General features: G+C 72.4%; 19 protein-coding genes and 3 tRNA genes. 10 read left to right on the top strand and 12 right to left on the bottom strand.

Going from position 1 to position 20,187, the window contains the following annotated elements:
* Window positions 1-103: 103 nt before the first annotated feature.
* The 3 genes from JOL79_RS18545 (at window position 104) to JOL79_RS18535 (ending at window position 420) form a co-directional block, all read left to right on the top strand.
* A tRNA-Cys gene (locus tag JOL79_RS18545) sits at window positions 104-174 on the top strand.
* A 76-nt stretch (window positions 175-250) separates the two neighbouring features.
* Window positions 251-322, top strand: a tRNA-Gly gene (locus tag JOL79_RS18540).
* 26 nt (window positions 323-348) lie between these two features.
* Window positions 349-420 (top strand) — tRNA-Val (locus tag JOL79_RS18535).
* 81 nt (window positions 421-501) lie between these two features.
* Here JOL79_RS18535 and JOL79_RS18530 read toward each other — a convergent pair.
* The 5 genes from JOL79_RS18530 to JOL79_RS18510 form a co-directional block, all read right to left on the bottom strand.
* Window positions 502-966: a hypothetical protein gene (locus JOL79_RS18530; RefSeq protein WP_210157080.1), complete on the bottom strand. Its 465-nt coding sequence runs from the start codon at window positions 964-966 to the stop codon at window positions 502-504.
* Window positions 966-3,533 (bottom strand): molybdopterin oxidoreductase family protein, encoded by a 2,568-nt coding sequence (locus tag JOL79_RS18525; protein WP_210157079.1) that lies wholly within the window; start codon window positions 3,531-3,533, stop codon window positions 966-968. Before JOL79_RS18525 ends, JOL79_RS18530 begins: the two co-directional genes overlap by 1 nt.
* A 126-nt stretch (window positions 3,534-3,659) precedes the next feature.
* Window positions 3,660-4,838 (bottom strand): DNA polymerase domain-containing protein, encoded by a 1,179-nt coding sequence (locus JOL79_RS18520; protein WP_210157078.1) that lies wholly within the window; start codon window positions 4,836-4,838, stop codon window positions 3,660-3,662.
* A 47-nt stretch (window positions 4,839-4,885) separates the two neighbouring features.
* On the bottom strand, window positions 4,886-5,926 hold the full coding sequence (locus JOL79_RS18515; protein WP_210157077.1) for a phosphotransferase enzyme family protein: 1,041 nt from the start codon (window positions 5,924-5,926) through the stop codon (window positions 4,886-4,888).
* Entirely contained in the window at window positions 5,913-6,851 is a 939-nt protein-coding gene (locus JOL79_RS18510; RefSeq protein WP_210157076.1) for a ribokinase, read from the bottom strand. The genes JOL79_RS18515 and JOL79_RS18510 overlap by 14 nt, the downstream gene beginning before the upstream one ends.
* 208 nt (window positions 6,852-7,059) lie before the next feature.
* Between JOL79_RS18510 and JOL79_RS18505 the strand changes: the two genes are divergently transcribed.
* Window positions 7,060-7,935, top strand: coding sequence for a sirohydrochlorin chelatase (locus JOL79_RS18505; RefSeq protein ID WP_307848599.1), 876 nt, complete (start codon window positions 7,060-7,062; stop codon window positions 7,933-7,935).
* A gap of 37 nt (window positions 7,936-7,972) precedes the next feature.
* Here JOL79_RS18505 and JOL79_RS18500 read toward each other — a convergent pair whose 3' ends face one another.
* Window positions 7,973-8,581: a TetR/AcrR family transcriptional regulator gene (locus JOL79_RS18500; protein WP_210157075.1), complete on the bottom strand. Its 609-nt coding sequence runs from the start codon at window positions 8,579-8,581 to the stop codon at window positions 7,973-7,975.
* A 182-nt stretch (window positions 8,582-8,763) separates the two neighbouring features.
* On the opposite strand from JOL79_RS18500, the gene JOL79_RS18495 reads away from it, so the two are divergent.
* Window positions 8,764-9,750 carry a zinc-dependent alcohol dehydrogenase family protein gene (locus JOL79_RS18495; protein ID WP_210157074.1) on the top strand — a complete coding sequence of 329 codons (987 nt, stop codon included), beginning with the start codon at window positions 8,764-8,766 and terminating at the stop codon, window positions 9,748-9,750.
* A gap of 64 nt (window positions 9,751-9,814) precedes the next feature.
* On the opposite strand, the gene JOL79_RS18490 is transcribed toward JOL79_RS18495, so the two are convergent.
* A complete protein-coding gene (locus JOL79_RS18490) occupies window positions 9,815-11,104 on the bottom strand; it encodes an MFS transporter (RefSeq protein ID WP_210157073.1) in 1,290 nt (429 codons plus the stop codon).
* A gap of 137 nt (window positions 11,105-11,241) precedes the next feature.
* On the opposite strand from JOL79_RS18490, the gene JOL79_RS18485 reads away from it, so the two are divergent.
* On the top strand, window positions 11,242-12,177 hold the full coding sequence (locus tag JOL79_RS18485) for a LysR family transcriptional regulator (protein ID WP_210157072.1): 936 nt from the start codon (window positions 11,242-11,244) through the stop codon (window positions 12,175-12,177).
* Window positions 12,178-12,254: 77 nt separating this feature from the next.
* Here the strand turns inward: JOL79_RS18485 and JOL79_RS18480 are convergent, their stop codons facing one another.
* From JOL79_RS18480 to JOL79_RS18465, 4 genes are all read right to left on the bottom strand, one after another.
* Entirely contained in the window at window positions 12,255-12,680 is a 426-nt protein-coding gene (locus JOL79_RS18480; RefSeq protein ID WP_210157071.1) for an ester cyclase, read from the bottom strand.
* Between the two features lie 148 nt (window positions 12,681-12,828).
* Window positions 12,829-13,158: a hypothetical protein gene (locus JOL79_RS18475; protein WP_210157070.1), complete on the bottom strand. Its 330-nt coding sequence runs from the start codon at window positions 13,156-13,158 to the stop codon at window positions 12,829-12,831.
* 58 nt (window positions 13,159-13,216) lie between these two features.
* The gene (locus JOL79_RS35810) at window positions 13,217-13,366 is read right to left on the bottom strand and encodes an acyl carrier protein (protein WP_210157166.1); all 150 of its coding nucleotides are present in this window, start codon (window positions 13,364-13,366) and stop codon (window positions 13,217-13,219) included.
* Window positions 13,367-13,544: 178 nt separating this feature from the next.
* Complete coding sequence (locus JOL79_RS18465; protein ID WP_210157069.1) at window positions 13,545-13,778, bottom strand: hypothetical protein; 234 nt, start codon at window positions 13,776-13,778, stop codon at window positions 13,545-13,547.
* A 563-nt stretch (window positions 13,779-14,341) separates the two neighbouring features.
* Here JOL79_RS18465 and JOL79_RS18460 point away from each other — a divergent pair.
* From JOL79_RS18460 to JOL79_RS18445, 4 genes are all read left to right on the top strand, one after another.
* On the top strand, window positions 14,342-15,316 hold the full coding sequence (locus JOL79_RS18460; protein WP_210157068.1) for an aldo/keto reductase: 975 nt from the start codon (window positions 14,342-14,344) through the stop codon (window positions 15,314-15,316).
* 70 nt (window positions 15,317-15,386) lie between these two features.
* The gene (locus JOL79_RS18455) at window positions 15,387-15,893 is read left to right on the top strand and encodes a GNAT family N-acetyltransferase (RefSeq protein ID WP_210157067.1); all 507 of its coding nucleotides are present in this window, start codon (window positions 15,387-15,389) and stop codon (window positions 15,891-15,893) included.
* A gap of 84 nt (window positions 15,894-15,977) precedes the next feature.
* Window positions 15,978-17,681 (top strand): DNA polymerase/3'-5' exonuclease PolX, encoded by a 1,704-nt coding sequence (polX, locus tag JOL79_RS18450; RefSeq protein WP_210157066.1) that lies wholly within the window; start codon window positions 15,978-15,980, stop codon window positions 17,679-17,681.
* A 261-nt stretch (window positions 17,682-17,942) separates the two neighbouring features.
* Window positions 17,943-19,427: a WS/DGAT/MGAT family O-acyltransferase gene (locus JOL79_RS18445; RefSeq protein ID WP_210157065.1), complete on the top strand. Its 1,485-nt coding sequence runs from the start codon at window positions 17,943-17,945 to the stop codon at window positions 19,425-19,427.
* 27 nt (window positions 19,428-19,454) lie between these two features.
* Here JOL79_RS18445 and JOL79_RS18440 read toward each other — a convergent pair whose 3' ends face one another.
* Complete coding sequence (locus JOL79_RS18440; protein WP_307848598.1) at window positions 19,455-20,132, bottom strand: TetR/AcrR family transcriptional regulator; 678 nt, start codon at window positions 20,130-20,132, stop codon at window positions 19,455-19,457.
* Between the last annotated feature and the right edge of the window lie 55 nt (window positions 20,133-20,187).

Genomic DNA, 20,187 nt, shown 5'->3' with positions numbered 1-20,187 from the left:
AATGTGCTGCTCGTGACCTGGGGCGATCGCCCGATCCGTCCCACGGCGCGACCCGACGGCAGAAGATCACCCCGCCAGGGTGAACGGCCTGGGTCCTCACCCTGGTGGAGTGGCCGAGAGGCGAGGCAGCGGCCTGCAAAGCCGCGCACACGGGTTCAAATCCCGTCTCCACCTCGACATGCGGCACCGGGACCCCCGGGAATCCGCTAGAGTTGAGCACGCGCCGCCGGGTGAAGCCCAGGTGGCGAGTGCGGAAGTGGCTCAGTGGTAGAGCATCACCTTGCCAAGGTGAGGGTCGCGGGTTCGAATCCCGTCTTCCGCTCGGATCCCGGCTCGTTCCGGGGACACGGGCGATTAGCTCAGCGGGAGAGCGCTTCCCTGACACGGAAGAGGTCACTGGTTCAATCCCAGTATCGCCCACTCCTTCCCACCGACGGCGGACACGCGAAACGCGTGCCCGCCGTTTCGTTTACCCGCGCAGCCGGGCCGCCCGAAGGGCGGTCATCCGGACGGGACGGCGAGCACCTGGGGGGCCGCCTGACGCATCCGGGTGCGCAGCCACAGCAGGTGGACGGCCGTCTCCTGACCGCAGTGCCGCACCAGATCGATCAGCTCCTCGTCTCTGGCGCCACGTGCCGCCTGCCCGATCAGCGTCCAGGACACCTCGCACTCCGTCGCGAGCAGATAGAGGTCGTGCAGGTCCCGCAGTAATCCCAGACCTCCGCTGCGCGCCCCGGAGAACAACGGAACATGGAGACGCTCCGGCTGCTCGGCCGCCGCGTCGACCGCGTATCTGCGGAGGAACGGCTCCAGCCGGTAGGCCTGGTCGTGGCACTGCGCCGCCAGCCGCTCGCACACCCCGGAGAGGTCCGGCTCACGGGGATGACCCCGCCTGATGGCGCGGAACGCCTCCGCGAGCTCACTTTGCGACCGGTGGAGCAGGCCCAGGTAGTGGGCGAGCTGCATCACACCCCCTCGAACCGTTCCACAGCCTCGATGGAGCCGCCCGCGGCCGCGGGCACCCCCGGATCCAGGGCACCGGGGACGGCCCCGTCCTCTGCGGCCGCCCCTGCCGTCCCGACGGCCGTCCCACCGGCGGGCAGCACCCTTGTGAACCGGGACGCGGCGGACCGGAGCCCCTCCCTGCCCTCCCTGCCCTCCCCGCCTTCTCCGTTCTCCACGGCCGCGGGTTCCGCGCCCGTCCCCGACAGGCGGACCGCGGCCGAGGTCCGCAGCGGGGTGCGGGAGACCGGGTCCCAGCCGGTGGTGGTCATCTCCCGCACGGCCAGGGCGACCTCGGCAGGAACGCCGGAGCCCAGCGAGAGCACGACCGCTCCCGGGCGCGTGCCGGTCAGGCGGGCCCGCGCCTCGATCCGGCCGAGCGGCGAGGCCGCCACGGCCGGGTCGCCGTCCCGCAGCCCCAGCAGGGCCGCGTCGGCGGGATGGACCTCCAGGACCGGTTTCTCCTCCGCCTCCTCCGGTCCGTCGGACGGCGGGATCCGGCGGACGGTCAGTTCGAGCGGGAACTCCTCGTCCGTGACCTCCGGCGACGGCTCGAAGTCCGCGGCCTGCAGCACGCCGCGGCCGGCCGGTGATCCCGCGTGGTAGAGCTCCGCGCCGAGCTCGGCCCCCGTCGCCAGGTCGTGCCCGTACGACTGGCAGTGCTCCGGAGCGGTGGGGAACCGGCCCCCGGCGTACAGGCGCTCGGTCCCGTGCGAGCTGGACGGCGCGCACGGCCACGGGACGCCGCCCGCGCGGAGCCGGTCGTAGGTGATCCCGGTGTAGTCGCAGGGGCGGCCCCGGGAGCAGGCCTTCCACGCTTCGAAGGCCGACTCCGGATCCTCCCAGCGCATCAGGGGCCCGCCGTCCCGGTCGCGGAAACCCATCCGGCGGGCGTAGTCGAGCAGGATTTCGAGGTCGGACCTGGCCTCCCCGGGCGGGTCGACGGCCTTCTCGCACAGGTGGACCGTCCGGTCGGCGGCGGTGACCGTGCCGGTCCGCTCGCCCCACGCCGCGGCCGGCAGCACGACGTCCGCGAGCCGCGCGGTGGGGGTCAGGTGGACGTCCTGGACGACGACGAACAGCTCCGGGCGGCGCAGCACCCGGGCGAGGGCGGGCTCCCGGGTCACCGGATCGGACGCCGAGATCCACAACAACCCGATCGAGCCCTCCTCGGCGTACCGGAAGATCTGGGTGGCATGGGTGGACGGCCCCCAGTGCGGGATCACGCGCGCGTCCGCGTTCCACAGGTCGGCCAGCTCCCGCACGTGCCGCGGATTGGCCCAGTTGCGCAGTCCGGGCAGGTCGCCGGCGGCGCCCGTCTCCAGCGCGTTGCGGCCGGACGGCAGCCCGCTCATTTGCAGGATCCCCGCCCCCGGCCGGCCCAGCATGCCGAGCAGCAGATGGACGTTGTCGACCTGGCAGGCCGCGGCCGTCGCCTGGTTCGACGCGTGGAAACCCGGCCCGACCGCGGAGACCAGGCGCGCGCTGCCGCCGATGACCTCGGCGGCCCGCTCGATGAGACTCGCGGGCACGGCGCAGATCTCCGCCGCGCGTTTGGCCGGGTACGCCTCCACCACCCGCCACAGCCGGTCGAAGCCGGTCGTGTGCGCGGCGACGTACGCGGGGTCGTACCTGTTGCCCGCGATCAGCTCGTGCAGCAGGCCGTTCATGAGGGCGACGTTCGTCCCCGGGCGTACGGCGAGGTGGACGTCGGCCTCCCGGGCCACGGGGGTGCCCGCCGCGCCGACGGCGACCAGGGCGGGCGGGCTCGCTCCGCGGCGGCGGTCGAGGACGTGCTCCCACAGCACCGCGTGGGCGGCGGGGACGTCGTGTCCCCACAACGCGATCGCGTCGCAGTGGTCCACGTCGGCGAACGAGCCCGGCTGCCCGTCGCAGCCGAAGCCCGCCACCAGGGCCGCGGACGCCGCCGCGCCGTCCCATCGCGTGTCGCCGTCCATGTGCGGGGTGCCGATGCCCGCCTTGCCGATGACCGCGAGCGTGTAGTGCTCCTCAAGCAGCAGCCGTCCGCCGGTGTGGAAGCCGAACCGTCCCCAGCCGCCCGGCTCGGCGAGCAGGTCCCGCGACCTGCGGACGAGACGGTCCATCGCGTCGTCCCACGTCGTCTCCACGAGCCGGCCGCCCTCGCGGACCAGTGGACGGGTCAGCCGGTGGGCCGGGTCGCCTCCCGCCGGCCAGGCGTACCGCTCCCTCGGGTCGAGCCGCCCGTGGTTCACCCGGTCGCCGGCCCGCCCCCGCACGCCCACGACCCGGCCGGCGCGCACCGCGAGGTCGAGGGCGTCGCCGCCCGAGCCGAGGACGGAGACCGCGCGCGCCCACGACTCCACGTCGTCTTCTGTCAGTCCCTCGTCCAGGAGGACGTCCACCCGGACGGGCCAGGGGCTGCCCGTGCGGATGACCGCGGGAAGGGCGTCGCGGAGTCGTCCCGGGAGGGCCGCCGCCAGTCGTTCCACCGCGTCCGGAGGTTCGTACGGCGTGCTCCGCGCCATGTCGTCGGCGGTACGGTCCAGCACCTGACACCTCCGCGGTGACGATGTGTGAACGACGCTCCCCGTACCCGGCCATATGGGCATCTGATCCCGAAATCGACCGAACTGACCGGTTCCTTTCCATGACTTTCCGTTGGCCGCCGGCCGTCTCTAACGGCGGGACCACGGGTCGTAGTCGACCTCCAGGGGCTCCTGGGCGGGCCGCTCGGCCTCGGGCACGTTCTGCAGGTTCACCCGGATCCGGGTCCACGTGGAGCTGCGTCCCCGCATCGAGTCGACCAGGACGTCGGCGGGTTCGAGCCGCGCCGTCACCTCCGGATGGCGGGCCTTCCACCGCTCCAGGCCCGCCAGCGCCTCGTCCTTCGTCTCCGCCCGCGCGATCTCGATCAGCGGCCTGGTCGGCCGGCGCCGTCCCTCGCCCTTGGGGCCGGCCGGGCGGGGCCCCTGGGCGGCGGCCAGGTCGAGGAGCCCGTCGAGGCGGCCCGCCGCCGCCTCCATGCCCTCCCACGGGTCGCCCGCCTCGGCGTACCGGTCGGGCATCGTGACGAGCGTGAACTCCTCGGGGCGGCGTTCCGCGACCTCCTCCCAGTGCAGCGGGGCGGACACGAGGCCGGTCGGGCGGACCGAGTAGGCGGAGGCGACGGTGCGGTCCCGGGCGTTCTGGTTGTAGTCGACGAACACGCCCCGGCGCTCCTCCTTCCACCACCGGCTGGTGGCGACGTCCGGCGCCCGGCGCTCCACCTCCCGGGCGACGGCCTCGGCGGCCCGCCGCACGTCCGCGAAGGCCCAGCGCGGCTCGATGGGGGCGTAGACGTGGAACCCGCGCGAGCCGGAGGTCTTGGGCCAGGCGGTCAGCCCGTGCTCCTCCAGCACTTCACGGGCGACCAGGGCGACCCGCACGATCTGGTCCCAGTCCACGCCGGGCACCGGGTCGAGATCGATCCGCAGCTCGTCGGGATGATCGAGGTCCACCGCGCGCACCGGGTGGGGGTTGAGGTCGACGCACCCCAGGTTCACCGTCCACAGCAGCACGGCGAGGCCGGTGACGACGACCTCCTCCGCGGTACGGCCGGAGGGATAGCGCAGCTCCACCACGCCGACCCAGTCGGGCCGCCTGGCGGGCGCCCGTTTCTGGAAGAACGCCTCCTGGCCCACGCCGTGCACGAAGCGCTTGAGGATGACCGGGCGCCCCTCGACGCCGCGCAGCGCCCCCTCCCCCACCACCTGATAGAAGGCGATCAGGTCGCCCTTGGTGTGCCCGGTCTCCGGGAACACCACGCGGTCGGGGTTTGTGATCTTGAGCGCCCTGCCGTCGACCTCAAGCGTCATGTGGCCAACATTACGCGGGGCCGTTCCGCGCGGCCGGGCTCTCGACGTCAGCGGCCCGCGCGCGACGCTCCGCCGAGATAGCGCTCCGCGAGCTCGCAGCTTCCCTCGGTGTATCCGGCGCCGAGCTCGCCGGCTCCGGCGGCGGCCGGATGGGAGCCGATCCAGGCCACGAGCATGAGACGGCGGAGCAGGACGAACGTCCAGGCCTCCGCCTCGTCGTCGGCCGGCAGGTCGACGATCTTGCGGTAGCCGCGGAACCATGACTCCACCATCTCCGGCACCCGCGGGTCGTGCTCGACGAACGACACGGCGGCCCCGAGGTCGTACAGGTACCAGCCGAACCCGCAGTCGTCGAAGTCGATGACGCTCGTGCCCGCCGCGTCACCTTTGCCGTCTGTGCCGCCTGTGCCGTCGACGAGGAGGTTGGCCGCGCGCAGGTCGGCGTGGATGAGCCCGTAGCGGTCCGGGCCCCGGCCGTACCGCTCCAGCCGCCGGCGCAGCTCGGCCTCCAGCCGCGACAGCACGGCCCGCGCCTCGCGGTCGACGCCCACGCCGTCCTGCCACCGTCCCCACCGGGGCGCCGGGCCGAACGCCGCGTCGAGGTCCCAGTGGAAGCGGGTGAACGACGCGGGCCGGGCCCAGGAGCGGGCGTGCCGGTGCATCCGCGCGGTGATCTCGCCGAGGACCTCGAAGTCCTCCGCCACGCGGTCCATCGCCGGTTCGGCCCCGGGGAGCAGCTCGAACATGACGCAGTGCCGGGTCTCGTTCCCCGGCCCGGCGACCGGCACGACCCTCGTCCCGTCGCCGGCCGGCAGGACCCGCGGCGTCCGGATCCCGGCGTCCGAGCGCAGCGCGTCCAGCCACAGCAGCTCCGACGCGATCGCCTCCGCCGAGTGGTAACCGAGCCGGTGGACCCGCAGGATGGTCCGGGCATGCGCGTCCTCCACGAGGAAGACCGCGTTCTCCGACACGTTGAGGAGCGTCACGTCCGCGTCCGGCGACACGCCGTAGCGGGTGAGGGCGCGGCGCGCGGTCGCCTCCACGCGGGCGAGGACGCCGTCGCCGCCCGACAGGTCATGAAGCTCCATGTGCGCCCCCAAGGGACCCGGCGTCCTCCGGGCGCGCCAGCGCGCGGTCGATCTCCCGGCGGCTCGGCATCGACGGGCTCGCGCCCCGCCGCCGCACCGACAGCGCCGCCGCGGCGGTGGCGAACCGAAGCGCGTGCCGCGCGTCGAGTCCCTCGGCCCGCGCCACGGCGAGCGCGCCGGCGAACGTGTCGCCCGCGGCGGTGGTGTCCACCGCTTCGACGGGTACGGCGGGCTGCCTGAGCCGGGTGCCGTCACGGGAGCCGTAGATCGCGCCGTCCGCGCCGAGCGTGACGACGGCCTCGGGCACCAGGTCGAGCAGCGCCTCCAGCGCTTCACCGGGATCGGCCGCCCCCGTGATCACCGCGGCCTCGTGTTCGTTGGGGATGATCAGGTCGACCTCCGCGAGGAGCTCGCCGGGCAGCGGGACGGCCGGCGCGGGGGTGAGGATCACCTCGGCCCCGGGCAGCCGGGCGGCCGCGACCACGGCCGCCATCGGCAGTTCGAGCTGCAGGAGCAGTGCCCGGGAGCGGCCGATGACCGCGGCGGCCTCCTCGTCCGGCCCGGTCACGGTGCCGTTCGCCCCGGGGATGACGATGATCGAGTTGGCCCCGCCGTCCTCGACCACGATGTGGGCGACGCCCGAGGGCCCCGGCACGACCCGCAGCAGGCCGGTGTCGACGCCCGCGTCCACGAGGGCGGCCCTCAGCTCCGTCCCGAACGCGTCGTCCCCCACCGCGCCGGCGAACGCGACCCGTGCCCCCGCCCTGGCGGCGGCGATCGCCTGGTTCGCGCCCTTGCCTCCGGGAACGGTGTGGAATGCGCGCCCCATCACGGTCTCCCCCAGGGAGGGAGCCGACGTCACGTACGCCACCAGGTCCATGTTGGCGCTGCCGAATACCGAGATCACCCGCTGCTCACCCGCCATACCCTCCGGGAACTCCCCGCACGATCGCACATCCGGCCCGGCCTGTCGCCCGGAGGCCCAGGTCGCGCATCGCCGCCGGATCGGCCGTCCGGGGGGTAGTCTCGAACGTGATCGAGTAACGGCCGCACCGACTTACTAGATCACCCATCGGCAACAAGGTGCGAGTTGGTTCCGCGATTCGGCCGGATTCGCCCTAGAATCCGCCGATGTGAACGAAGGTCACGAGGACCCGCCGAAGCTTCCCATCCGGGAGCGCTCGTCCCGGCCCGGGACCGGCCGCCACCGACGACCGCTCCCGGCCGACCTGCCGCCCGACGCGCCCGCGCTCGTCCTGGCCGTGCCGGGCAAGGCCGGCGTCCAGGTGGAGGCCGCCGCGGACGTGGCCGCCGAGGTGGCCTCCATCGTGCGGATCGACAATCCACAGATCGACCTTCGCATCGTCTCGCTCGCCGACGGCGGCGCCGATCTCACCAAGGAGTTCACGTCGATCGCGGCGGAGCGCCCCGCGCAGGGCCCGGCCGCGGTCGTCGTCCCCCTGGTCACCGGGCCGCACCCACGCGTGCTGCGCGCGGTACGGGACGCCGTCACGCAGAGCGAGGCCGCGGTGAAGATCACCGAGCCGCTCGGCCCGCATCCCCTGCTCGCCGAGGCGCTGCACGTCCGGCTCGCCGAGGCCGGACTGGCCCGCGCCGACCGCATGCGGCTGTTCAACGTCACCTCACCGGTGGACGGCATCATCGTGGCCACGGCCGGGGGCGACGAGGCCGCCCGCGGCGCCGACGCGACCGCCGTCCTGCTGGCCGCCCGGCTCACCCTGCCCGTGGTCCCGGCCGCGCTCGACGGGGTCCCGACCGTCCGCGACGCCGCCGAGCGCCTGCGCAAGATCGGCGCCAACCGGCTGGCCATGGTGCCGTACGTCATCGGCCCCGAGGCCGACCACGAGCGCATCACGACGGCGGCCGAGACGATCGGGGCCGGCTGCGCCGCGCCGCTCGGCGCGCACGAGGCGGTCGCGCGCATGGTCTGCGTCCGGTACGGCGCCGCCTTCGGCGAGTTCGACGGCTTCGACGACCTGTCGGAGTGACCCGCGCCGCCTCCGCCTCCGGCCACGCGGCTGACGGTCAGGCGGAGGGCGCCCGGGTGGTGTGGTTGGTTTGTGCGGTGTGGGCCAGGACGGCCGCGCGGGCGGACGCCTTGGCGTCGTCCACGACCGCGCGGTCCTGCAGCAGGCGCCCGGCGGCGAGGGCGCCGTCGATCAGCAGCCCCAGATGCGCGGCCAGCGCCGCGGGCTCGCCGGCTCCGGCGCTGCGGGCCATGCCCGTCAGCCACTCCTGGCGGCGCCGGACGTGGGCGACGGTGGCCGCGTGGGCCTGTGAGCCGGGTTCGGCTTCGACGGCGGCGCTGATGAAGGGGCAGCCGAAGAAACCGTGCCGGTCGAATGAGGCCAGCAACGCGTCGAACAGGCCCACCAGCTGCTCCGCCGGCTCCGGCCCGGCCGCCTCGGCCGCCGCCCGCAGTCGCCCCATCCAGGAGTCGTCCGTACGCCGCAGGTAGGCGGCGATCAGGTCGTCCTTGGTGCGGAAGTGGGCGTACAACGTCGACTTGGCCACCCCGGAGCCGGCGATGACCTGGTCGCCCCCCACTCCGCGCAGGCCGTGCCGGTGGAAGAGACCCGCCGCCGTGTCGAGGATCTTCTGCTCGGTGTTCGTCTTGCGTACGCGCGTCGCCATGCCAGACAGACTAGTCCGTTTCGTTAACGGCCCCATCAAGGTTTGCGTCAGCCGGTGTCATCAGCGGTTTCGTCAGGGCCACACCCGGTTGTCGAGCCTTAATCGGACGAACTAGTCTGTTCGTTTAGTTGCGGAGAGGCCGCCACTGGAAACAATGCGCGAAGGATGAGTGAGGTGCCGTGATGCGTGCGATGGTGCTGGAAGAGTTCGGAGACCCGCTCCGCCTCCGGGAGATCCCCCGGCCCGTGCCCGGGCCGGGCCAGGTGCTGGTGCGGGTGCACGCCAGTGGGGTCAACCCGCTGGACACGAAGATCAGAGCGGGCCGGGCGGCGCACGCCCGTGTGCGGTTGCCCGCCGTGCTGGGCGTCGACCTGGCCGGGCAGGTGGTGGAGACGGGACCGGGCGTGAACGGCTTCGCGGCCGGTGACGAGGTGTACGGCCTGACCGGCGGCGTGGGCGACCTGCAGGGGTCGCTGGCCGAGTTCGCGGCGGTCGACGCCCGCCTGATCGCCCGCAAGCCCACCGGTCTTTCGATGCGCGAGGCCGCGGCGCTCCCGCTGGCCGTGATCACGGCGTGGGAGGGGCTGGTTGACCGGGCCGCGGTGCGGGCCGGTCAGAAGGTCCTGGTGCACGGCGGCGCCGGCGGCGTGGGTGCCGTGGCGGTCCAGATCGCCGCCGCCCGCGGGGCCGAGGTGTTCGCGACCACGTCCGCGGCCAAGGCGTCCATCGTGCGCCGCCTGGGAGCGACGCCGATCGACCGCGACACCACGTCCGTGGAGCAGTATGTGGCCGAGCACACCGGCGGCGCCGGGTTCGACATCGTCTACGACACGGTCGGCGGCCCGGTCCTGGACGCCTCGTTCCAGGCGGTGCGCACCTACACCGGCCACGTCGTCAGCTCGCTCGGCTGGGGCACCCACGCGCTCGCGCCGCTGTCGTTCCGGGGGGCGACGTACTCGGGTGTGTTCACACTGCTGCCGATGCTGACCGGCCAGGGCCGTGAGCATCACGGTGAGATCCTGCGCGCCGCCGCGGCCCTGGTGGACGCCGGCGAGCTGCGTCCCCTGCTGGACGAGAACCGCTATGACCTCGCCGCCGCGATGGACGCGCACCGGGCGGTGGAGAACGGCACGGCCATCGGGAAGGTCGTCGTCGACGTCGTGGCCTGACGTCCGATCGGAGGAAGGGCCGGGCGACGGGGGCCTGCGGGCCGTAGCGGCGAGTCGCCGCGTGTCATGGGTGGCTACGGGCCGCTTCCGGCTCGTGCCGCGGCGTTCGCGGCGTATGGTCGCGGCGGGGAAGCAGGAGCGGGGTGGTCAGGATGAGCAGTCCCGCGACCGCGAGAGCGGTGCGCGGGCCGGTGACGTCGGCGAGCAGCCCGCCGAGCGCGGTGAAAACGGCGATGGACGCCTGCTGGCCGATCGACCACGCCGACAGGGTGCGCGCGACGAGATGCCTGGGGATCTGCTCGAGCCGGTAGGTGGCGAGCACCGGGGTGTAGAGGCTCATGTTGATGATGATCGCCAGCTCGACGGCTATCACGGTGACGAGGCCGACGACGCCGGGACGGACGAAGACCAGGCCGATCAGCCAGATCGCGCGCAGGGTGCCGACGGTCCTGAAGACCCACTGCCGGCCGTGGCGGGCCACGACACGACGGGCCAGCCGGGAGCCGATGAGTCCGCCGAGACAAGGGGCCGCGAAGGCGAGGCCGTACTGCCAGGGCGGGAACCCGAGCTGGCGGAGGAGGAGCACGGCGAGCACCGGCTCGGTCGCCATGATCAGGCCGGCGACGAGCATGTTGTTGACGTAGAGCGCCCGCAAGGCGGGATGGCCCATGATGTGCCGCCAGCCGTCAAGCAGCGCGCCCGCCCGGACCGGACGCTCGCCGGTCCTTCGCGGCGTTTCTTCCCGGTCTTCCCGGTCTTCCCGGTCTTCCCGGCCTTCCCGGCCGCGGATCGCGGTGATGGCCAGCGCGGAGAACAGGTAGCTGAGTGCGTCGGCCACCACAGTGGCGACCGGCCCGAACAGGCCGATCGCCGCCCCGCCCAGCGGTGGCCCCACCGCGATGGAGCTCCAGTTGGTGGACTCAAACCGCGCGTTGGCCACGAGCAGGTCATCCGGCCGGACGATGGCCTTGAGGTAGGCGCCGCTTGCCGCGTTGAAGGCGATCTTGGCTGCGGCGACCACGGCCGAGGTCGCGAGCAGCTGGACGAAACCGAGCCGGCCGAAGGCGTAGGCGATCGGGATCGTCGCCATGACCGCGAACCGGGTCAGGTCCATAGCGATCATGACCGGGCGCTTACGCCGGAACTCCACCCACGGCGCGAGCGGAACCGCCAACAGTGCGCCCACCGCGGGCCCCATCGCGGACAACGCGGACACCTCGGCGGGGCCGGCCCGCAACGCCAGCACGGCGATCAGCGAGAACGCCCCGAACCCCAGCCCTGACCCATAGGCGCTCACCGCGTACGCCGTCCACAACCAGCCGAACCGCCGGCCCAGCCGTCTCCTGCCCACCATGCTCAGCGCGCCCCTCGATGTCTTGCCGAACGAACCGACGTTGACCGGTGAGAGCTAAGCGAGCGGCACGACAGGAGGTCAAACAACCGCCTCGGCGGCTGTTCACAACCATTGGTTGTTCACTAAGGTGAACCGGCGTGGATCTCGAAGCCGTACGCACCTTCGTAGGCGTCGCGGAAGCGGGTCAGTTCCAGAAGGCCGCCGCCGACCTGTCGATCACTCAGCAGGCCGTCTCCAAGCGCGTCGCCGCGCTGGAGCGCGACCTCGGCGTACGCCTGTTCACCCGAACGCCGCGCGGCGCCGAGCTCACCATCGACGGGCAGGCGTTCCTGCCCCACGCGCGCGAACTGCTGCGCGTCGCCGAGCGCGCCGTCACGTCCGTGCGCACCGGGCGCCGTCCGCTGCGCGTCGACGTCGTCGCGTCGCGCAGCGCGGCGTCGGGCCTGATGCGCGGCTTCCACCGCGCGCACCCCGAGATCGAGCTCGACGTGGTGATGCTGTTCGACGTCGACACGGCTGTCGCCGCCATCGGATCCGGCGCGATCGACGCGTCCTTCCGCGCCGTCGCCGTGCCCGGCCGGCCCCTTCCCGAGGACATCGAGTCCGTCCGGGTGCTCGACGAGCCGCTCCAGTTCCTCATCGGCCCCGCGCACGCGCTGGCGGGCGCCCGGTCGGTGACCGTCGCCGAGCTCGCCGGGCACCGGATCTGGATGCCCGGCATCGCCCCCGGCACCGAGTGGGCCGCCTACTACGACGACCTCGTCGCCGAGTTCGGCCTCACCATCGAGGCGACCGGCCCCAACTTCGGCTCCGACGCGCTCCTCGACACCATCGCCGACACCCCGGCCCTGGCCACCTTCATGGGCGAGCACACCCGCCTGATCTGGCCCGCCGGCCATGGCCTGCGCCGCGTCCCGGTGACCGGTCCGACGCCCGTCTACCCGCACTCGCTCCTCTGGCACCGAGACAACCCCCACCCGGCGCTGGCCACCCTCCGCGCCCACCTCGCCGCCACAGCGGCCGGCCACGACGCCGCCGGGACCTGGGCACCGGGCTGGGTCATCCCGCGCTGAACGGCCCCCGCCCGCGCGGCCGGCCCTGCCGGCAGGTGGTCAACGGCGGGCGCTGCCCGAGGCAGGGTGGAGCACCCTCAGGCTGGGGAGTAGGTGAGTCCTAGCTGGGCGTACATCTCCAGTTGGTCCCAATAAAGCTGATGGCTCTCAATCAGGCCTTCCAGCACGGAGAACGTCCACCAGGACCGGATACTCACGCGCAGGCCGGTCGGCTCGGCGATCTCGCCCTTGGCGAGGAGCAACGGGCCGGTGTGCGTGGCCGTGATGAGGACCGCCATGCCGACGTCGTCGCCCTGCGCGATCGTATGCAGAATCGTGAAGCTCTCATCCGGAAACGCGTCCCATATCACCGCGTGGTGCGAGAGCGCTTGATCGCAGCCCTCGGCCTGCCCGCTGGGCGTTACAAAGATCACGTCTTCCGTGTAGCAGCGCGCGACCGCGTCCAGATCGTGCGCGTTGCACGCGTCAAAGAAAAGATTTACCGACTTCAATGCGTCCGGCATGGGATCGATCCCTCCCAGCTCGCTCCGACGCCTCGCAGCCTCGGTTCAGGCTCCATACCCATGCCCATCATCCGACAAGACACCGAAGCCCGAAGGGCGGAGGTACTTTACGGTCGCGCCTTCGGCGGAACGCCCGCGACCGGACGCATCAGGGCGAAGGCAGGTCCACCCGCCGCCCCAAGCCGAACTCCCCGGCCTCATCGTCGGTGACCATGGCGAAGGCACCGTGAGGCACCTGATCCAGAGTCACCGCACGCGAGGCGACCCTCAGGAGGGTCTCTTCGTCCGCGCCGGTGATGAAGAAGACGTACAGGTCTCCGAATTCCTCGCTGTCGTCGAAGATCTCCGCCTGCCCCTGCTCCTCCATCTCGAACAGGAACTCATCGATCTCGTCGATCCACGGAAAGGCGTAGGCGCCTTCCGGCAGGGTCTCGACCTCGTGCAGCGGGACGTGAATCTCCACAACCAGGTTGGCCATGATCCAATGATGGCTCAGCTATCGCGGCCGTAGCTGCCGCCGCCGCACGGCGAGTTGATCACAACCGGTCGCGTACCGGAGTGGTCTCGAGGAGGGCGATCAGGTCTCCGACGGTGCTCACACGTGCGGCTCGTTCGTCGTTGAAGAGGGTGACCCCGAAACGCTCCTCGACCGCCAGGAGTAGTTCGACCGATGCCAGCGAGTCGATTTCGAGGTCCTAAACGAGGCGATCCGACGGGTGAATCTCCCGGCGGATGCGCTTGATGTCCCGGTAGATGTCTTCGAGGGTTTTGAGGGCATTCATGGCGTACTCCCAATGGCGAGGTCGACCTGGTCTTCGTAGTCCTGGAAATCGGGAACCAGCCCGCTCGCGACCAGCTCCCACATCATTTCGTCGCTTCCGCCACCGAGCCGGGCCAGGCGTGCGTCGCGCCACATTCGACCGAGCGCGGGATCGTCCCTCTCCTCGCTCGCAGGATCTTGAGGCGGGTACCCGATCCGGTGAAGCCCCGTACGGCGTCCACGCTCTCCGTCAGTTCGCCGGGGAAATCCTGCTCGGCCACGACGAGCACAGTGGGCCTGCCTTGGCCCATGCCGCCGACCACTGTCAGGTTCCGCACCGGGATACCGGTCCTGGCGTTGAGCTCCACCTGGGCGGATGGCCTTCAGGATGGACCGCAGCCGTGTCTCGTACCCCGCGCCGTCCTGCAGCGCCGCCAAGAGCGCGGGCAGCACCGACGGCGTGGCGCCGAGGGCCAGCAGGCCGAAGAACGAGGCGAGGACGTCCGGCCCGGCCAGCGCCGGGATCGCCGGGCCCGGTGTCTCGCAGCGGGGGTCGAAGACGACCGCCACCGGGTTGGCGTCGGTGAGGATGTGCGCCAGCCCTCGGTCGCCGGGCCCGGCTACACGGCCACCAGCCGGACGCCGAGCGTGTGACACGCCACCCGCGCAGGTCTTTCCCCGTGTCCCGAAAACGCGGCGAGCGTGCGCGTCACATAGTTCGCGGCTTCCACGTCTTCACTCCCCCTGAATGAGTAAGAGCTTTCGAGTGACCGAAATCGGCCCCCTCGTCCGGCGGCGACGGCCATCCGGGCGCTCTTCCTGCCCTCCCCGGAACGGCCGCCCCGCGACCACCAGGACCTCCGCGCACGGTGGCGGTTGCACAGGAAATAGGGTGAGTTTTATGGAATACGTACGGCTTGGCACCACCGGTATGAAGGTCAGCAGGATCTGCCTCGGCATGATGAGCTACGGCGATCCCGTCGCGTGGAACGGCTGGGTCCTCGACGAGGAGCAGGCCGAGCCCATCGTGCGCAAGGCGGCCGAGGGCGGCGTGACCTTCTTCGACACCGCCGATGTGTACTCGGGCGGCGTCAGCGAGGAGATCACCGGCAGCCTGCTACGGAAAATCTTCCCCCGGCGCGACGACTACGTGCTGGCCACGAAGGTCTACTTCCCGATGGGCGCGGGGAAGAACGACTACGGCCTGTCGCGCAAGCACATCATGTCGGCCGTAGACGCCTCGCTCAGCCGTCTCGGCACCGATTACGTGGACCTCTACCAGATCCACCGCTGGGACGACGAGACGCCGATCGAGGAGACGATGGAGGCGCTGCACGACGTCGTCCGCGCCGGGAAGGCCCGCTACATCGGCGCGTCGAGCATGTGGGCGTGGCAGTTCGCCAAGGCGCAGCACGTCGCCGAGCGCAACGGCTGGACGAGGTTCGTGTCGATGCAGGGTCACCTCAACCTTCTCTACCGTGAGGAGGAGCGGGAGATGATCCCGCTCTGCCTCGACCAGGGCGTCGGGCTCATCCCGTGGAGCCCGCTGGCCCGCGGCCTGCTCGCACGCGCCGGAACCGCGGCAGACACCACCCGCCAGGTGGACGACGGGGGCCGGCAGCAGCAGCTGTACGGCGGCCCCGGCGACGAGGGCGTGCTCACCCGCGTGGCCGAGACGGCGACCGAGCGCGGCGTGGCCCCGGCGACCCTCGCCCTCGCCTGGCTGCTCGGCCGGCCCGGGGTGACCGCCCCCATCGTCGGCGCCACCAAGGAGCACCACGTCGACGACGCGCTCGCCGCCCTGGAGCTCTCGCTCACCGACAAGGAGCGCGCCTACCTGGAGGAGCCCTACCAGGCCCGGCCGGTCCAGTTCTAGCCGGTGCGGTTCCAGCCTGTCCCGTTCTGATCGTGTTGCCGCCGTCCGCCGGGCGCGGGAGGCTGGGCCCGTGCTGATCAGACGTGAGACCCCGGCGGACGCCGACGCCGTACGGGCCGTGACGAGCGCCGCCTTCGCGAGGCGTCCCGGTGAGACGCCCGCGGAGGCGCTGCTCGTCGACGCACTGCGCGCCGACGCGGGATGGCTGCCGGCCCTCTCGCTCGTCGCCGAGGCGGCGGACGGACAGGTCGCCGGACACGTGGTGTGCAGCCGCGCCCGTGTGGGCGGCGAGCCCGCGCTCGGCCTCGGGCCGCTCAGCGTCCACCCCGGCCATCAGCGCCGCGGCGTGGGCTCGGCGCTGATGCACGCCGTCCTGGGCGCGGCCGAGGCGCTGGGTGAGCCGATGGTGGCGCTGCTCGGCGATCCCGCCTACTACTCGCGGTTCGGCTTCGAGCCGGCCGGCGAGCACGGCGTGACACCGCCGGACCCGTCCTGGGCTCCCCACTTCCAGGTGCGTGTCCTGTCCCGCGCGCCGCGCGGCGCGTTCGTCTACGCGGAGCCGTTCTCCATGGTCTGATCGTGGGGTCTGATCGTGGGGTCTGATCGTGGGGTCTGATCGTGGGGCCTGATCGTGTCGGCCGGACCGCGTACGCTGACCTCCATGGGACGGGCGAACGACGAGGCCGCGGCCGCGCTGGAGGAGTACGCCGAGCTGTTCGCGTTGAACGGCGGCGACGCGTTCCGGGTCCGCAGCTACCAGAAGGCGGCCAAGTCCATCGCGGGCTTCCCCGAGGATCTGCGTGAGACCAGTGTCCGGGCGATCCCGGGGGTCGGCGAGGCGATCGCCAAGAAGGTCGAGGAGTTTCTCCAGCGGGGCAGTTTCCGTCAGCTCGACGACCTGCGCACCCGGGTTCCCGAGGGGGTGCGGCGGCTGACCCGCGTGCCGTCGCTGGGGCCGAAGAAGGCGCTGTTCCTCTTCCACGAGCTCGGCGTCGACTCGCCTGCGGCGCTGGCCGAGGCGATCAGGGCCGGGCGGCTCTCGGGTCTGCGCGGCTTCGGCGCCAAGACCGCGGAGAACCTGCTCAGGGGCATCGAGCAGATGGAGCGGTCGGGCGGGCGCGTGCATCTCGGCGTCGCCACCGACCTGGCCGAGCGGGTCGTCGCCGCGCTGCCGGCCGAGCGGATCGCCCACGCCGGCTCGCTGCGCAGGATGCGCGAGACGATCGGCGACATCGACATCCTGGCCGTCGCCCCGCCCGATCTCATGGACGTCTTCGCGCGGCTGCCGTTCGTCACCGAGATCGTCGCGAAGGGCGAGCGGAAGACGTCGGTCCGCACCGACCGGGGCCTCCAGGTCGACCTGCGCCTAGTGCCCGCCGAGTCGTGGGGGGCGGCGATGGTCTACTTCACCGGCAGCAAGGAGCACAACGTCCGCATCCGGGAGATGGCCGTCAGGAAGGGCTGGAAGCTGTCGGAGTACGGCCTGTTCGACGGCGAGGACCACCTCGTCGCCGGGGAGACCGAGGAGGACGTCTACCGGGCCCTCGGCATGGAGTGGGTGCCGCCCACACTGCGTGAGGACGGCGGGGAGGTCGAGGCGGCGCTGCGCGGCGAGCTTCCCCGGCTGGTCGAGACGGGCGATCTGCGGGGCGACCTGCACACTCACACCGACCTGACCGACGGGATCGCGTCGCTGGAGGACATGCTGGCCGCCGCCGCCAAGCGCGGCTATGCCTACTACGCCGTCACCGACCACGCCCCCGACCTCGTCATGCAGCGGATGACCCTCGACAAGGCGCTCGACCAGCGGGCCCGCCTCGCCGAGTCGCAGGCGGGCTACCCCGGCATGCGGCTGCTGCACGGCACCGAGCTGAACATCGCGCCGGACGGGTCCGTCGACTGGCCGGCCGAGGTGCTGGCCGGCTTCGACGTCTGCGTCGCCTCGGTGCACTCCCACTTCACCCAGTCGCGCGACGAGATGACCCGCCGGTTCGTCGCCGCCTGCGAGAACCCGTACGTCCACGTCATCGGTCACCCGACGACCAGGAAGATCGGCAAGCGGCCGCCGGTCGACGCCGATTGGGATGCGGTCTTCCGGGCGGCGGCCCGCACCGGCACCATCATGGAGATCGACTCCTACCCGGACCGCGCCGACCTGCCGTCCGACCTGGTGCGGCTGGCCCGCCACCACGGCGTGAAGTTCTCCATCGACAGCGACTCCCACGCCATCCCGCACCTCGACCACCAGCGGTACGGCGTCGGCATCGCGCAGCGCGGGTGGCTCACCCCGGACGACGTCGTGAACACCTGGCCGGTCGAGCGCCTGCTCGCCCACCTGGAGGGCAAGCGGAGCCGTCCACGCTGACCGGCGGCGCCTTGGCCGGCATACGGCTTTGCCCACCCCATACGACACCATGGCCCATCTCTACGGCGAGATCGTCCGGCGGCCGTTACCGTCGGCCCGTGATTGGGAATGTCACCCCGCAGCCGGCCCGGCCAAACGGATCGTGAACAGGGGTGATCCGAGCGCGGGCCAAGGGGTGTCTGCAGGAGATGGCAGAGAAATGTCCCGGTAACAGCACGCCGTGATGATGGCCACTCCGGGGGGCGAGCAGGAAGGACGGCCATGCGGCAGCTGACGGCACTCGACGCGCAGTTCCTGAGCGTGGAATCGGCGACGACCGCCGCCCATGTGGCGGGGGTCGCGATCCTCGACCCGTCGAGCGCACCGTCCGGCACCGTCAGCCGCCGCTGCCTGATCGGCCTGCTGCGCGAGCGGCTCCACCTGGCCGCTCCGCTGCGGACGCGGCTGGTGGACGTGCCGTTCGGGCTCGATCGGCCGTACTGGGTGGACGATCCCGACTTCGACCTGGACGCCCACGTTTACGAGCACACCCTGCCCGCTCCCGGCGACGACGCGCGGCTCGCCGAGCTGGTCGCGGCGATCCACGCGCGGCGGCTGGACCGGTCGCGGCCGCTGTGGGAGGCGCACCTCATCCACGGGCTCTCGGGCGGCCGGGTCGCTGTCTACACGAAGGTGCATCACTGCGCGATCGACGGCGTGTCCGGATCGGAGCTGCTGGTCACGCTGCTGGACCCCTCCCCCGATCCCCGTCCGGTGCTCCGGACGCCGCCGTCGGCCGGTGAGACCGCCCCCGGGCTGCTCGGGATGCTGGCGGGCGCCGTCGCCCGATCGGTGGTGCAGCCGGTTGAGACGCTGTGCTCGCTGGTCAGGACCGCCGCCGACCTCGACGCGATGCCGATCGTGTCGGCGCTGCCCGACGCGCGGATCGTCGCGCAGGCCGCCCGCGCCCTCTCCGGCGACTCCCGGGCGCTGCCGCACACGCCCTCACTCGTGGCGCCGCGCACGCCGCTCAACGGCCCCATCTCCGGCGAGCGCGCGGTGTCCTTCGGGTCGCTCCCGCTCGACGAGGTCCGGCGGGTCGCCCGCGCCTTCGGCATGGGGCCCAACGACGTCGTCATGACGCTGTGCTCGACGGCGCTGCGCCGGTGGCTGCTCGACCACGACGCCCTGCCCGAGCGGCCGCTGGTGGCGGCCGTCCCGGTGGCGCTGCGGCAGGGCGGCGGCGACGGGATCGGCAACCACATCTCCGCCATGATCACACCGCTGGCCACCGACGTCGGCTGCCCGCGGGAGCGGCTGGCGGCGACGCGCGCCGCGATGGCCACGGCGAAGCGCCGCTTCGCCGTCTCGCGCCGGAGCTGGCTGAACGACGTCTGCGCCATGGTGCCGACGGCCGTCTCCACGCTCGCCACCCCCCTGCTCTTCCGCCTCGCCGGAATGGCCGGGGCCGGGGTGAACCTGATCGTCTCGAACGTGCCCGGCCCGCGCAGCACGCTCTACATGTGCGGGGCGCGGATGCTGTCGTATCACCCGCTCTCCGTGGTGACCGACGCCACCGGCGGCATCAGCGTCACCTGCGCGTCGTACGACGGCCGGCTCGACTTCGGCATCGTGGCGTGCCCGACCAAGGTGCCCGACGTGTGGACGCTGATCGGCCATCTGCGCGACGGGATGGACGAGCTCCTGCGGCTGGCCGCCGACGATTCCCCCGAACCGGCCGCGCCGCCGGAGAAGGTCCCCGCCTGAGCCAGCCGTGGATTTCAGCCGCGCATTTCAGCCGAGCGCGTGGGCGATGAGCTCCGCCACGGCGTCGGGGTCGATGTGGTGGCCGGTCAGCAGGCAGAGGCTCTCCTGGTAGAGGAGGACGGCGGCGAACGTCGCGGCCGCGGCCTCCAGGCGAGCGGCGTCGCCGCGGCTGCCCGGCAGCGCGAGTTCCAGGGCGAACCGGGCCCGCCTGATGATCTCGGCGTTGAGGCCGCCCAGCCGTTCCCGGACCGAACGGTGCGTGTCGGCCTCGCGGAACAGGATGCGGCGCATGGCCGGAGAGGCCCGCAGCGGCAGGCGCCGGGCCAGCCGCGACAGCGTCCCCGCCGGGTCTCCCGGCACCGCCTCGACCTCGTCGTCGGTGACGACCGTTCGCTCGTCGACGAGCGAGATCAGCACGTCGATCTTGCGGGGGAAGTAGTGGAAGACCAGCCCCTTGGGCACCCCGGCTAGTTCTGCGATCCGGGCCGTCGGAGTGGCGTCGTATCCCCCGCCGGCGAACAGCTCCTCGGCCGCGTCGAGGATGCGGGTGCGGGAGTCGCCCTCACGCGTGTCGCCGTCGCGGGGGTCGCCGTCGCGGGGGTCGCCGTCGCGGGGGTCGCCGTCGCGGGGGTCGCGGGCGTCCGGCGTCGGTTGCCGCTTCCGGGGGCGCGACCACGCCTTGGCGGTCTGGATGGGGCCGTCCACAGGCCAGACACTAACCACACCGGGGGTCCCAACACCATGACGGAAAGGTCAGGTG

The sequence above is a fragment of the Microbispora oryzae genome (assembly GCF_017896165.1).
GTDB lineage: Bacteria > Actinomycetota > Actinomycetes > Streptosporangiales > Streptosporangiaceae > Microbispora > Microbispora oryzae.
The sequence above is the reverse complement of the archived record's forward strand: the minus strand, read 5'-3'. Positions and strand labels throughout refer to the sequence as shown.